At 62.9% G+C, this 13,395-nt stretch carries 11 protein-coding genes; 6 read left to right on the forward strand and 5 right to left on the reverse strand.

Features of this window, described 5'->3' with window-relative positions; translation table 11 throughout:
- The first annotated feature begins 8 nt into the window (after positions 1 to 8).
- Together NW830_RS08890 and recF are read left to right on the forward strand one after the other, a co-directional pair.
- Positions 9 to 461, forward strand: coding sequence for a tRNA (cytidine(34)-2'-O)-methyltransferase (locus NW830_RS08890; RefSeq protein ID WP_414362013.1), 453 nt, complete (start codon positions 9 to 11; stop codon positions 459 to 461).
- Positions 462 to 865: 404 nt separating this feature from the next.
- Positions 866 to 2,032: a DNA replication/repair protein RecF gene (gene recF / locus NW830_RS08895; protein ID WP_414362011.1), complete on the forward strand. Its 1,167-nt coding sequence runs from the start codon at positions 866 to 868 to the stop codon at positions 2,030 to 2,032.
- 72 nt (positions 2,033 to 2,104) lie between these two features.
- Here the strand turns inward: recF and NW830_RS08900 are convergent, their stop codons facing one another.
- Entirely contained in the window at positions 2,105 to 3,655 is a 1,551-nt protein-coding gene (locus NW830_RS08900; protein WP_414362074.1) for a YifB family Mg chelatase-like AAA ATPase, read from the reverse strand.
- A gap of 158 nt (positions 3,656 to 3,813) precedes the next feature.
- On the opposite strand from NW830_RS08900, the gene NW830_RS08905 reads away from it, so the two are divergent.
- Positions 3,814 to 5,745 carry a peptidase M3 gene (locus NW830_RS08905; protein WP_414404675.1) on the forward strand — a complete coding sequence of 644 codons (1,932 nt, stop codon included), beginning with the start codon at positions 3,814 to 3,816 and terminating at the stop codon, positions 5,743 to 5,745.
- A 367-nt stretch (positions 5,746 to 6,112) separates the two neighbouring features.
- Here the strand turns inward: NW830_RS08905 and NW830_RS08910 are convergent, their stop codons facing one another.
- Positions 6,113 to 6,544 (reverse strand): hypothetical protein, encoded by a 432-nt coding sequence (locus NW830_RS08910; protein ID WP_414362008.1) that lies wholly within the window; start codon positions 6,542 to 6,544, stop codon positions 6,113 to 6,115.
- 186 nt (positions 6,545 to 6,730) lie between these two features.
- Here NW830_RS08910 and NW830_RS08915 point away from each other — a divergent pair, with 186 nt between their 5' ends.
- Positions 6,731 to 7,258 (forward strand): adenine phosphoribosyltransferase, encoded by a 528-nt coding sequence (locus NW830_RS08915; protein WP_414362007.1) that lies wholly within the window; start codon positions 6,731 to 6,733, stop codon positions 7,256 to 7,258.
- 158 nt (positions 7,259 to 7,416) lie between these two features.
- Here the strand turns inward: NW830_RS08915 and NW830_RS08920 are convergent, their stop codons facing one another.
- The 3 genes from NW830_RS08920 to glyA all read right to left on the reverse strand — a co-directional run bounded on the left by NW830_RS08920 (position 7,417) and on the right by glyA (position 10,489).
- Positions 7,417 to 7,974 (reverse strand): hypothetical protein, encoded by a 558-nt coding sequence (locus tag NW830_RS08920; RefSeq protein ID WP_414362005.1) that lies wholly within the window; start codon positions 7,972 to 7,974, stop codon positions 7,417 to 7,419.
- Between the two features lie 61 nt (positions 7,975 to 8,035).
- Positions 8,036 to 9,139, reverse strand: a complete 1,104-nt coding sequence (locus NW830_RS08925) for a glycosyltransferase family 4 protein (protein WP_414362003.1) — start codon at positions 9,137 to 9,139, stop codon at positions 8,036 to 8,038.
- Between the two features lie 24 nt (positions 9,140 to 9,163).
- The gene (gene glyA / locus NW830_RS08930; RefSeq protein ID WP_414362001.1) at positions 9,164 to 10,489 is read right to left on the reverse strand and encodes a serine hydroxymethyltransferase; all 1,326 of its coding nucleotides are present in this window, start codon (positions 10,487 to 10,489) and stop codon (positions 9,164 to 9,166) included.
- Between the two features lie 227 nt (positions 10,490 to 10,716).
- Between glyA and psaM the strand changes: the two genes are divergently transcribed.
- Complete coding sequence (psaM, locus tag NW830_RS08935; protein WP_414332959.1) at positions 10,717 to 10,809, forward strand: photosystem I reaction center subunit XII; 93 nt, start codon at positions 10,717 to 10,719, stop codon at positions 10,807 to 10,809.
- Between the two features lie 162 nt (positions 10,810 to 10,971).
- The gene (gene recG / locus NW830_RS08940; protein ID WP_414362072.1) at positions 10,972 to 13,395 is read left to right on the forward strand and encodes an ATP-dependent DNA helicase RecG; all 2,424 of its coding nucleotides are present in this window, start codon (positions 10,972 to 10,974) and stop codon (positions 13,393 to 13,395) included.

A 13,395-nucleotide genomic window follows, 5' to 3' on the forward strand; every position in this document is an offset into this window, starting at 1 on the left:
ATGGGCTTATGCCTTTCCACGTGGTCTTGGTAGCTCCGGAGATCCCGGCCAACACAGGTAACATCGCCCGCACCTGTGCAGCTACCCGTACACCCCTCCACCTCGTGGAGCCCTTGGGGTTTCGCCTTTCGGATCGCTATCTCAAGCGGGCGGCGCTCGACTACTGGCAGTACGTCCAGCTCTATCGCTACCCCTCTTGGGAGGCCTTGGTGCAAGCCCACCCCGAGGCAAGATTTTGGTGTTTTAGCGTGCGCGGCAAGGCCCTCTATACCGAAGTGGCCTACCAGCCAGGAGACTGGCTGGTGTTTGGCAGCGAAAGCCGGGGCTTGGATCCCGTGTTCTTGGAAACCTATCCCAGTGTGCGCATCCCCTTGAGTGGGCCGGTGCGCAGCCTTAACCTCAGCAATGCGGTGGCCATCGCCCTCTTCGAAGCCCTACGCCAACAGGGATTTCCGACCTGACCTGTTTCTAGAGTGGCCTCTTTCTTGCTCTGGCGAGGTGCTCCTGTTCCCAGGCCAACTGCGTTAGGGGGAAAGCCCTCCTTGGCAAGGGCCGTGCTCCCGAGCCACAACGCACCCCTTGACCCTCCCCGCCTAAGGTTGGGGATTCTGACGCCGTCCCCCAACAGCCTCGTAAAGGCATCGTCAAGACGCCCCCACCCCGTCCCTTAGCAACTGCTTACTTTGCTGAGCAACGCTCCCATGCTATGCACAGCTCGGGTCTTTTGCCGTAGTACTCCGGCCCGCTGGCGCGAAGGGAACGCTAAGCTTTGCTGACCGTTATACCATGGGAGGGGAGGGCAACTAAAGTTGCTGGCGGGCTTTTCCGCCCCGCACTTGAGTGCGGGGCTACAAGCTATTCCTCTGTGTACCTGCGTTTTCTGCACCTGTGGCACTTTCGCAACTACCGGGATCAGGGGATCCCCTTCGAGGCGCCCAAGACCATCCTGGTGGGGGAGAACGCCCAGGGCAAGACAAACCTTTTGGAGGCAGTGGAGCTTTTGGCCACCTTGCGCTCGCGGCGGGCTGGTCGGGATCGGGAGCTGGTGCAGCAGGGGGAAGAGAAGGGGCGGGTTGCCGCCACCGTGGAGCGGCTGGGGGTGGCCCACGAGCTGGTGATGGAGCTGCGCAGCCAGGGGGGACGATCCCTGAGGGTTAACGGCCAAGTGCTACGGCGACACTCTGACTTTTTGGGGCAGGTGAACGCCGTGGTCTTCTCCAGCCTGGATCTGGAGCTGGTACGGGGGGGGCCAGAGGCGCGACGCCATTGGCTAGACGGGGTGTTGCTCCAGCTAGAGCCCCTTTACTCCGACCTGCTGGAGCAGTATCGCCAGATCCTTAAGCAGCGCAATGCTCTCTTGAAGCAGGATCCCAAGGATCCTGGCCCCTCGCTGCGCGGGGCCACTGGCGACAGAGCTTCCCAGATGGCCTTCTGGGACGCCCAGCTAGCCACCCTTGGCAGCCGCATCATGCGCCGTCGCGCCCGGCTGTTGCAGCGGCTAGAACCCCTGGCCGCCCGCTGGCACCAAACCATCAGCGGCAAGCGGGAGACCCTCAGTCTCACCTATCGCCCCCAGGTGCCCCTGCCGAATCCCCAGGCCGATTCCGCTGCGGTTCAGGCCCAATTCTTGGCGGAGATCCGCGCCAAGGCTGCTGCCGAACAGGCCCTGGGTACTTCCCTGGTCGGCCCTCACCGCGATGAGGTGGAACTGGGTATCGATGGCCTTGCCGCCCGTACCTACGCCTCCCAGGGGCAGCAGCGCACCTTGGTCTTGGCCCTCAAACTGGCGGAGCTGGAGCTAATTGAGCAGGTGAAGGGGGATCCGCCCCTCTTGCTGCTGGATGATGTCCTGGCGGAGCTGGATCTGCACCGCCAAAATCAGCTCTTAGGGGCCATTCAAGAGCGGGTGCAAACTCTGGTTACCACCACCCAGCTGGGATCCTTTGACACCGCTTGGCTCAAGGGGGCACAAATCCTTCACGTGCACCAGGGGCAGATCTCTCCCGCCCCTGCCTCGCTCCCCTTGGCTTAAGGCAAGCCAATCCCTCCCCTCTCCCTCAGAGAGAGGGGCTGGGGGTGAGGGCCGACGCGGAGCGCTTGGGCCTCAGGGCCGCCCGCGATCCAGGCTGCGATACTGAATCGCCTCGGCAAGGTGGGTGGGGGCGATGGCCTCGGCGCCCTCCAGGTCAGCAATGGTGCGGGCCACCTTGAGGATGCGGTCGCTCCCCCGCGCAGACAGGCCCAGCTTTTGGATGGCACTCTCTAGGAGCTTACGGCAGGGATCCGACAGAACACACCACTGCCGCAGGTGGCGGGGTTGCATTTGGGCGTTGCAGTGGATCCCGGGTTCGTCCTGGAAGCGCTGCCGTTGGCGTTGCCGCGCCCGTTCCACCCGCTGCCGCACCGCTTGGGAGGGTTCGCCCCCCTGGAGGCGGACAATCTCTTCCGGCTTGAGGCGGTTGACCCGCACCTGCAAATCAATGCGATCCAGCAGCGGGCCGGAGAGCTTGGACCAGTAGCGCTCCCGCTGCTGCGGCGTACAGGTGCAGGGCTGGACGGGATCCCCGTAGAAGCCGCAGGGACAGGGGTTGGTGGAGGCCACCAGGGTGGTTTGGGCGGGAAACTCTAAAGAAACGCGGGCGCGGGAGATGGTAACCTTGCCATCTTCCAAAGGCTGGCGCAGCACCTCCAAGACCTCGCGGCGGAATTCCGTCAGTTCGTCCAAGTACAGGACACCGTGGTGAGCAAGGGAGATCTCACCAGGCTTGGGGTAGGGGCCACCACCCACCAGCGCCACCGCCGAGGCCGAGTGGTGGGGAGCCCGAAAGGGCCGCTGCGTAATCAGGGGAGTCTGGCGTCCCAGGTGCAGGTTTTGCCGCAGCAGGCCCGCTGCCGAGTAGATGCGGGTAATTTCCAACATCTCTTCCCACTGCAGCCGGGGCAAAATGCCGGGCAGACGCCGCGCCAGCATGGTTTTGCCCGCTCCCGGGCTGCCCACCAGAAGCAGGTTGTGCCCGCCGGCTGCCGCAATCTCCAGAGCCCGCCGGGCGTGTTCCTGCCCCTTCACGTCGGCCAAATCCAGTAGGGGTTCCGTTTCAGTTGCTAGCAGCTGCTCCGGCTGGATCCGCACTGGCTCCAGTCCCTGCGGGCTTTGCAGCCAGCCCACCACTGCCGCCAAAGAGGGCAACCCATACACCTGGATCCCTTGCACCAGGGCTCCTTCCGGAGCATTCTCCTGGGGCACCACCAGGCGGCGGATCCCCATCTCGGCGGCACTGGCGGCAATGGGCAAAACGCCTGCCACGGGGCGCAGGGTGCCATCCAGGGCCAATTCCCCCAGCATCAGGGTGTTGGCCAGCGCTTCCCGCTCAATTACCCCTGCGGCTGCCAGAATACCGATGGCAATGGGCAGATCAAAGCTGGGGCCCTCTTTGCGCAGATCAGCGGGGGCCAAGTTGACGATGATCCGCCGCTGCGGCAGGGCAAAGCCGGAGTTCTTGATGGCTGCCCGTACCCGCTCTTTGGCCTCTTGAACGGCTGTGTCGGGCAGCCCCACCAGGGTAATCTGCGGCAAGCCACCGCCAACGTCCACCTCCACCGTGACCCGCACGGCCTTGAGTCCCAGTAGAGCAGCAGCAGTGACCTGGGCAAACAAAAGCGTCGCCTCCTCTGGAAAGCTTTTCCACGAATGATTGTCTCCCGACACCTATCCTGGAGGAAGTACATTGGCTTGTGCAGGCCTAATCCTCAGCTGCTGCTGGGTTGGCTTAGCTGACAAGCCAAAGAGGGGATGCCCCCATCTCTAGGAGGCTGGTGCTGGTGGTCTTTCCTACGGCTGAACCCCCTTTTGAGCGTTTCGCCAGCTCTGGGCAAGAGGGTGCCCCAAGCTGGAATGATCTGGAGGAGCAGGTGCAGCAGTTTGCCCGGCGCTACCGGGGGCAAGTGGCCCAGCTCAGCCCACCAGAGCTGGGGAAGGCGCTGCAGGTCTTGGCGCAGCTGACGCAAGCTCTGGCGGCCCACCTCGCCGGGGACAGGGAAGGGATCCCAGCTGACTCCGGCTGGACAGGGGCAGTCCCCAACTGGAGGGACCTGGAGCGGGCTATCTCCCTGCAGAGCCACTTGCTGTTTTTCCCTCTGGAGCTGCAGTCGCTGCCGGCTGTTTCCCCCGACGAACCTGCAGCCGAGCTGCCACTTGAGTCAAAGGATCAGCGCTTGGATCTTTTGGTTGCTGCCTGTGTCGAGCCGCTGCTGCGTCCCTTTCGCCAGTTTTTGTGGGGCCTCCTCCAGCAGCGGGGCCATCAACAGGCGGAGCCTCTGGAGCGCCTGCTCCACCAGCAGCGCCTGGCTGGACGCTTGGCCTGGCGGCAGTTGTGGCAAGTCACCCTCGCCTCCCTCCCTGGCCAGAGCCTGGGGCTCCCCCAACACCAGTCGGCGGAAACGCTTACCCACCTGCAGAGCCTGCAAACCCATCCCAGCGCCGAGATCCGCTGGGCGGCCTACCAGCGGTTGGGCCAACACCTGGAAGCCCATGCGGAACTGGGGGGATTTATTCTCAGCATCCTCATCCGCGACCACCTCTGGGAGGCCCAGTGGCGGGGCTACGATTCTGCCGTCGATCTGTACCTGGCTCGCCACGGCCTCAGCCAGACCTTTTGGGAGCATCTGCTAGACGGGATCCACGATCGCTTTGACCTGTTCCAGCGCTACTACCGCCTAAAAAGCCGCGCTCTGGGCCGTTCCATCCGTACCTGCGACCTCTATGCCCCTTGGGGAGATGCGGCTCCTCCCCTCACTGCCGCGGAGGCCACCTTCCTGGTCTGGTCTGCTTTGCAGGAGTTCTGCCCCGAGTGCGCTGCCCAAGCCAAGCCCTGGCTGCCGGAAATTACCTCCCAACTGGAAGCAAGCCGTGGGGAGACCGACTCCTTCCCTTGGCCCCTAGAGACGCCCCTTCCAGGGGGTGAATCCCTTGCCTCCCTACTGCGAGCCCTTGCAGCCCTCAGCCGGCGGCTCCGGCCTGAGGAGCCCCGACTTTGGCTGGAGCTAGAGGAGTTGCAGGGAGCTACTCGGCCCTCCTGGGAGGTGGGGGTGCATACCGCGTTTTTACAGCAGATGCTGCTAGGCTACCTGCTTGAGACGGCGCGAGGCACACCAGGGGGGGTGCCTCTCCGTTTCCGCAATGGCGTCAGCGGGCCGGAGACCTTTCTCTCCAGGAGCCTCCAGTTGGCCCAAGCCCTGTTGATTTACCACCTGGAGGCCCAGCTGCAGGCTGTGTTTTACCAGAGCTTGATTGCGCGGCTGGAGCTGCTTCTCTACCGCTCGGGGATCCCAGGGGGCGACACCCCGCTGCTGGCGCCCTCTGAGGCCAGCCCTACCTACTGGGTCAGCGAAGAGTGGCTGAAGCTGTGCCAAGAGCTATGTGGCGATGCGGTGGAGCTGCTGCCGGAAGACCAGTTCCGCTGGGTGGGAATGCCGGAGCTGTTTCTCCGCCCTTTTAGCAGCCATCAGGCCAGCCTGGCCAGCCTGGTTGCCCTGGCCTGCTATCGCCAGTATCATCTGTCTCCGCGCACCTTCTTGCCCTGCTACCTCAATTGGCTAGCTAGCCCGCCCGGATCCTTAACTTGGGGAGAATCAGCCCAGTTGCTCCAGGTGGACTTGAGCAGACCGGAGGAGGTGTTGCAAGGGTTGGAGGAACTAGAGCGTTGGATCGAGGTGCTGGAAGAGCTGCTAGAAGAGGAGCAAGACTAGAGAAGGGCTACCGGCCGACCGTTGGCGGGATGGCCGTGTCAACCCTGGTAGGGGGAGCCCCAGGCTGCCCCTAGTTTAGAGTTGAGGAGGGGGTGCTACCCCGCAGAGCCAACTTTGGTGACAGGGTACCTTCAAACTACCGCCAGCTTGGCGGAAAGTTACGCCTGGGGGGACTCCACCGCCGGGGTTGGGAAACCAACTAGAAGCAGACAGGGGGGAGCAGCGCTGCTCACCTAGGCAGGACGGGCTCTTCACAAGAGGTTGTACCAGTCCCCCGGCGCTCCCCCTGCGGCCAGCCGCGCCATCAACTGCCAGGGCCGCAAGCGCAGTCCTGTTACCAGGGGGCTGGCCTCGTCCAAATAGCCAGCTACTCGATAACCACATTCTTAGGCCCGCCGTTGGGGCGCCCCTGGTTGAAGTTGGCCAAAAAGGTATCCGGATCCTTGAGGCTGAAAACCAGCTTTTTGCAGGGTACTTGCAGCCCCAGGGGCCCCAGCAAGGGGATGAAGAGGGTCTTTTCCTGGAGCAGTGGAATGGCAATTACCCCCTGGGTGCTGGTTACCGCGGCCACCAGCCCCTGGAAGTCGGTGCGCACACCCAGGCCGTAGAACCAGGGCCAGGAGAAGCGCTCCCCTTGTCCTAACTCGCTCAAGGAAAAGGTTTCGTTGAACAAGTTGCCCACCCGCACCATCAGCTTGTCCTGGAGCAGGTCAACATAGGCCGACTCACTCCCTACTCCAAACAGCGCCAGCGGCAAACTTGCCAAGGGATTGGAGTCAATAGCCATGTAATAGCGCATGAGAAGTCTCCGGAGTCAGGAACAGAAGAACCAGATAAGCCGCGGCCCCTAGCCTTGCCAAATTATAGAAATTTTCCGGCCCTGCCAGCTCGGTCAAAAGGGATCCCATTTGCTGACACCTGGAGCGGCTATGATGAGTTGCTTGGAGCGGCCTTTGAGCTGGCCAGCGCTGAGCCAGGGGAATCCATGGATTTGCGACCCCTCATTCGCCTAGTGCCCGATTTTCCCAAGCCCGGGATCCTCTTTCGCGACATAACCCCCCTGCTGCGGGATCCAGCAGGCTTTCGGGCGGCAATTGAACAGTTGGCTGCCGGTACTGCCACTATGGGATCCCTGGACTATGTGGTGGGCATTGAGTCGCGGGGGTTTATTCTGGGGGCTGCTTTGGCTCAGCATTTGGGGTTGGGATTTGTCCCGGTTCGCAAACCCGGCAAGTTGCCACCGCCGGTGCTTAGCCAAACCTATAGCCTAGAGTACGGCCAAGACCAGCTGCAACTCCATGCCCACGCCCTGCGCCCCGGCAACCGGGTGGTGATTGTGGATGATGTCATCGCCACCGGGGGCACTGCTGCCGCCACCGCCCAATTGGTGGCCCAGAGCGGCGCTGAGGTGGGAGGGTTTGCCTTTCTAATTGAGCTGGCTTTCTTGTCGGGCCGCAAGCTCCTGCCCCCTGAGATCCCCACCCATGTGGTGATGGTGGAAGAATCCAACTGAGGGATCCGCCGGCCACACTCCCAACCAGAACGAAGAAATTCCTCTAGATCCCTGTGGGCAGGAAGTCAGGTCTGGATACGCGGTTCCACACCCCAGCTATTTGAGATCCTACACCCCTAATCTCGGGCTGCAGATAGCAGGGAACGGCGTAGGCAACCTCACTGCTGGCGCAGCGGCTGACGGACGGTTACCTCTGGTGCTTTGGCTTTGGGCAGCGGTTGGGTCAGGTGGCTGAGCTGAGCTTGCGCCTGCAGTTGCTCCTCAATCCAGTCGGCCAGCTCCCGCATGTAGAGGGCCACATGGAGGGCGTGATCCTGCCGCAGCGGCTCCACTCCTTTTGCGGCTAGGCGGGCCCGGATGACGGGATCGCTGAGCTCTTCCAGGGCGGCAAAGTCCTCTGGCTGGTCAAACCCCAGCTCTGCCATTTTTTCAAACACGTATCCCAGCCGCAGGCCCGTGGCCTCACACTGGGCTTCCCAGGGATCCCTAGCAGTGCGGTAGGCCGTTTGAGCAATGGTGCGCCAGGTGCCGCGGTGGATGTGCAGGCTAAGCTGCTGCTGATTCCAGCCCAGGGCTTCTCGCACCAGCAGGCCGCAATTGCAGCGGGTACTATCCCGCCAGCAGTACTCGCGATCCCAAAAGCCCCAGTGCTGGGCCTGCAAGCGATCGGCGGTGCGGCGCAAAAGGGCCGCCAGCTCGGGTGTAGGACGCATCATCAAGGCGGCAGAGGAGATCCCTTCCAGTCTAGGCAGGCGGGCGGCTGGGAACAATCCAGGCTTAATCCTTTTTTGAGTTAACTGAATCTGCTGCTTGAAGCTCGGTATCTTCAGCAGCCAAAGACCGTTGCCGCTGACGGTGGCGTTGCCAGGCCCCCCAGCTTACTCCCGCCAACAGCAGCGAGGCGCCGCCCAGGTAGGTGCCCCCTGCCGGCAGGCCGGCCAAGGCCAAGGCCAGGGATCCCCCCCAGAGGGTCATGGCGTAGATCAAGAGTACTGAATGCCGCTGCGACAGGCCGGCTTTGAGCAGGCGATGGTGCAAGTGGCCCTTGTCGGGATGAAAGGGGGACCTGCCCCTGGCCAGCCGCTTGAGGATGACGGCAGACATATCCAGGATCGGCACGGCCAGAATAAAAAACGGCAGGGCCACCGCCAGCGTGGTCACCCCCTTGGCCACCCCAATGACCCCGATCCCGGCCAGGGTAAAGCCCAAAAAGTAGGCTCCCCCATCTCCCATGAAGATCTGGGCCGGGTTGAAGTTGTAGCGCAAAAAGCCCAGACAGGCCCCTGCCAAGGCTGCCGCCAGCATCGCCGCCGCCGGCCGATCCAGCAGCAGCGTTACCATCAGCATCACGACTGCTGCGATCCCCGACACGCCTGCCGCCAAGCCATCCAGGCCATCCATGAAGTTGATGGCGTTGGCCATCCCCACCAGCCACAGCAGGGTAACTAGCAGGCTCAGCCACACCGGGAAGGGCCAGAGGCCAAGGCGCGGCAGGTTGATGAACTCAATGCGCACCCCTACTCCCCAGGCGGCGGCAGCCACCCCAAACTGCATCGCTAGGCGGGAAAAGGGCGACAACTGAAACAGATCATCCGCCAGGCCAATCAAAAAAAACAAAACGCCGCCAATGGTTACCCCCCAGATCTCGTACTCCTGCTCGGTGGACAAGCCGGCGAAGGCTCCAGCTCCCCAGAGCAAGAGCAGCGCCACTAGGTTGCCAAAAAAGATAGAGACCCCCCCTAGGCGCACCATCGGCTGCCGGTGGATCTTGCGCTCGTCAGGAAAATCCAACTGGCCGCTGCGGATTCCAACCGCCTTCACCACCGGGGTTGCCCAGAGAACCACACAGGCAGCAGCCAAAAAGGCAACCAAGTAAGGCATGGCAAGCCGTAGCGAGGAGGGGGGTTATCCCAAGTGGGGGTAGAGCGGAAAACGGCGGCAGAGCTCGGCCACTCGCCGGCGACAGGCTTCGAGCACGCCTGGATCCTCCGGTTGAAACAGGCAATCGGCAATAATTTCCCCAATTTCCTCAAATTCTGCCGCACCCAGACCGCGGGTGGTCAAGGCCGGGGATCCCAGGCGCAGGCCGCTGGCCACAGAGGGCGGCTGCGGGTCAAAGGGGATGGTGTTTTTGTTGGCGGTAATGTGGATCTCTTCCATCAGGCGATCCGCCCGCTTGCCCGTCATCACTGGATCAGCAGCCCCGTTTTTCTCCAGCACTGCCGAGACCGAGCGCAGATCCAGCAACACCAGGTGGTTGTCGGTGCCCCCTGAAACCAGCCGGATGCCCCGCCGCTGCAGCGTTGCCGCCAGGGCCTGGGCATTGGCAATGACCTGGGCGGAGTACTGGGCAAAGCTGGGCTGCAGGGCTTCTCCAAAGGCCACCGCCTTGCCGGCAATGACATGCTCCAAAGGCCCCCCTTGGCTGCCGGGGAATACCGCCTTATCCAGCTTTTTGCCCAATTCCGGGTCGCGGGTGAGAATCAGCCCCCCGCGCGGCCCCCGCAGCGTCTTGTGGGTGGTGGTGGTTACCACATCGCAGAGGGGCACGGGGTTGGGGTGGTGTCCAGTGGCCACCAGGCCGGCGATGTGGGCAATGTCTGCCATCAGATAGGCCCCCACCTCGTCGGCAATGGCACGGAAGGCAGCAAAATCAATTGTCCGCGGGTAGGCGGAGTAGCCGCAGATAATCAGCTTAGGCCGGTGCTGCAGGGCCAGATCCCGCACCTGGTCAAAATCAATCCGCTCCGTCTGCGGATCCACGCCATAGTGCACCACGCGGAACCACTTGCCGGAGACATTCACCGGCGAGCCATGGGTGAGGTGGCCGCCGTGGGCCAGATCCATGCCCATGATCGTGTCTCCTGGCTGCAGCAGAGCCAAGAAAACCGCGAAATTGGCCTGGGCGCCGGAGTGGGGCTGGACATTGGCGTGGGCTGCCCCAAACAGTTGCTTGGCCCGGTCAATGGCCAGTTGTTCGATCTCGTCGATAAATTCGCAGCCGCCGTAGTAGCGCTTGCCGGGTAGCCCCTCCGCATACTTGTTGGTAAGCACCGAGCCCTGCGCCGCCAGGACGGCCGGCGAGGTGAAGTTCTCGCTGGCAATCATCTCCAGGTGATCCCGCTGGCGCTGAAGCTCTTGCTGGATGAGGCGGTAAACGATGGGATCCGTTTCGGCCAAAATGGCCAGGTTGTCCCGGGGAGTGGTTAGGCTGTGGGGGGCGGCTACCATGGTGACGCCAAGAGCAAACGTTGCAAAGAAAAAAAGGCCAGAATTACCCTGCGGTCGCAACAGCGTTGCAAAGCAACATCGTAACACAGGCCAGGGGATCCCGCAGCGGCTAAGCGCAGAACCAAAGGCCGCTTTGTAAAGAATGTTTTTGGGCCCCAGGTCTGGTCACCAGCCGGGGTAAAGTGAGGGGCAGGTTTACAGCACTGGGTTTGTTTTAGGAGTTGGCTATGACCGACGCGCAAGTTTTCACCATCCTGGCCATTGCCCTGGTGCCAGCAGTGATGGCCGTGCTGCTGGGATCCGCCCTGGCCCGCAGCTAGTTTCCATCTGGAAGAATAAGGTTGCTCTGGATCCGGGGGCCTGTCCTATAGAGCAGGCCCTTTTGAGTTGAGGCCCAGGGGCTGCGCCTGGGACGCTTTGCCATTGGCTAAAGTTGGATAAGAGATACTACCGGCAGCCAACCCAGAAGCAACTTGAGCCAGGTGGATCTACAGCGGGTTCAGCGCGCCCTTTCTCTGGAAGCGGAAGTGGGGTTTACCGACCTGCGGGGGCGAGAGCAGACCTTCTCCCAATTTTTGCAGAGTGTGTTTGGCCAGGATCCCCCCGCTGGCTGGCTCCTGGATGGGGAAGCGCGACGGCGGTGGAAAGAACTGGGATCCCGCTATCGCCTCTACCCCCAGCTAGAGCTGGCGGAGCGGCAGCACCTGGTGGCGGAAACCCGCCGCTGGCTGGAGCGGCTGCGGCGCCAGCAAGAACAAGCCTACTCTGCCCCCCCTAGCCCTGCTTTGCCCCTGCCCAAGGGCCTTAGCTTGGAGCAGCCGCTGCAATTTCTCAAGGGCATTGGCCCCAAGTCGGCGGAGAAACTGGCGCAACTGGGCCTGCACACTGTGCGCGATGCCCTCTACTACTTCCCCCGGGATCACCTGGACTATTCCCGCCGCGTGCTCATCCGCCAGGCCAAGGTGGGGGAGACGGTTACCCTGGTGGGGACGGTGAAAAGCTGCAGCTGCTTCACCAGCCCCAAAAACCCCTTGCTGACCATCTTCAACCTCAAGCTTGCCGACAAAAGCGGCGTAGTCACCCTCAGCCGCTTCTACAGCGGGCGGCAATTTGCCCAGCGCAGTTGGCAGGCGGCCCTGGAGCGGCAGTACCCCAAGGGGGCAGTGGTGGCGGCCAGCGGTCTGGTGAAAAAGGGCCGCTTGGGCCTGACGCTGGACAACCCCCAACTGGAGGTGCTGGGGGGAGAGGGCGAGGATCCGGAGAGATTGGGCAAGATCCTACCCGTTTACCCCCTCTCAGAAGGGATCCCCGCCGATCTGGTGCGCAAAGCCGTCCAGCTCGCCCTGCCGGCAGCCGCCTTGGTGGAGGATCCCTTGCCGGAGCCCCTGAAGCGGCAGTTGCAGCTGTTGGACTTGCCCCTTGCCCTGCAGCAGATCCACTTTCCCAAGACGCAAGAGCTGCTGGCCCAGGCCCGGCGGCGGCTGGTGTTCGACGAGTTTTTCTACCTGCAACTTAGCCTCTTGCAGCGGCGGCAGCGCTACCGCGCCCAGGCCCAGGCTGTCCCCCGCTACCAGCCAGCTAGAGGGGAGCTCCTGGACCGCTTCTACCAAATCCTGCCCTTCCAGCTGACCGCTGCCCAGCAGCGGGCCATCGACGAGATCCTGGCGGATCTGCGGGATCCCTTGCCCATGAACCGCCTGCTGCAGGGGGATGTGGGATCCGGCAAAACTGTGGTGGCGGTGGCGGCTTTGCTGGCGGCCATCCAGTCGGGCTGGCAGACGGCCCTCATGGCTCCCACGGAGGTCTTGGCCGAGCAGCACTACCGCAAGCTGGTGGAGTGGCTCAGCCAACTGCAAGTGCCTGTGGAACTCTTGACCGGCTCCACACCCCCCGCCAAGCGGCGCGAGATCCTGCGGCAGTTGCAGACCGGGGAGCTGCCCCTAGTGGTTGGCACCCATGCCCTCATCCAGCCGGCGGTGCAGTTTCGCAACCTGGGCTTGGTGGTTATCGACGAGCAGCACCGCTTTGGCGTCGAACAGCGGGCTGCCCTGCAACAGAAAGGGGATCACCCCGATGTCCTGACCATGACGGCCACCCCCATCCCCCGCACCCTTACCCTGGCCCTGCACGGGGATCTGGATGTTACCCAAATTGACGAGTTGCCCCCGGGGCGCAAGCCGGTGCACACGGTGGTGGCTCGACCGGGGGATCGCCTGCAGGTGGTGCGGCTGATGGAGCGGGAGATTGCCCAGGGGCGGCAGGCCTACGTGGTGTTGCCTTTGATTGAAGAGTCTGAGAAGCTGGATCTCAAGTCCGCCATTGAAGAGCACCAGCGCCTGCAGGAGAAGGTCTTCCCCCAGTTCCGGGTGGGCCTGCTGCACGGGCGCCTAGCTAGCAGCGAGAAGGACGCTGTCATAGAAGCTTTCCGCCGGCGGGAGCTGGATATCTTGGTTTCCACCACGGTGGTGGAAGTGGGGGTGGATGTGCCCAACGCCTCGGTGATGCTGGTGGAGCATGCCGATCGCTTTGGCCTCTCCCAGCTCCACCAACTGCGGGGGCGGGTGGGGCGGGGATCCGACCAGGCCTACTGCATTTTAATGACGGGATCCCAAAGCGAAGAGGCCCTGCGCCGGCTAAAAGTCCTGGAGCAGTCCCACGATGGCTTTTTCATTGCCGAGATGGATCTGCGCTTCCGCGGCCCTGGGGAGGTGATGGGCACCCGCCAGTCGGGGCTGCCCGATTTTGCTCTGGCCAGCCTCATGGATGACCAAGAGGTGCTGCAGTTGGCCCGCCAGGCAGCAGAGCAGCTCATTGCCCAAGACCCACAGCTGCAGCAGTGGCCCCGCCTGCGTCGCATACTGGAAGAACGCCAGGCCCGCCTTTTGGGGCCGGCTTTGTTGACTTAA

The sequence above is a fragment of the Synechococcus sp. OH30 genome, from assembly GCF_047462175.1.
Lineage (GTDB): Bacteria > Cyanobacteriota > Cyanobacteriia > Thermostichales > Thermostichaceae > Thermostichus.

Coding starts and splice junctions, on each gene's coding strand:
- NW830_RS08910 (WP_414362008.1), bottom strand. CDS start 6,544: ATGCGCTATTACATGGCTATTGACTCCAATCCCTTGGCAAGTTTGCCG.
- NW830_RS08915 (WP_414362007.1), top strand. CDS start 6,731: ATGGATTTGCGACCCCTCATTCGCCTAGTGCCCGATTTTCCCAAGCCC.
- NW830_RS08925 (WP_414362003.1), bottom strand. CDS start 9,139: ATGCCTTACTTGGTTGCCTTTTTGGCTGCTGCCTGTGTGGTTCTCTGG.
- glyA (WP_414362001.1), bottom strand. CDS start 10,489: ATGGTAGCCGCCCCCCACAGCCTAACCACTCCCCGGGACAACCTGGCC.
- NW830_RS08920 (WP_414362005.1), bottom strand. CDS start 7,974: ATGATGCGTCCTACACCCGAGCTGGCGGCCCTTTTGCGCCGCACCGCC.
- NW830_RS08890 (WP_414362013.1), top strand. CDS start 9: ATGCCTTTCCACGTGGTCTTGGTAGCTCCGGAGATCCCGGCCAACACA.
- psaM (WP_414332959.1), top strand. CDS start 10,717: ATGACCGACGCGCAAGTTTTCACCATCCTGGCCATTGCCCTGGTGCCA.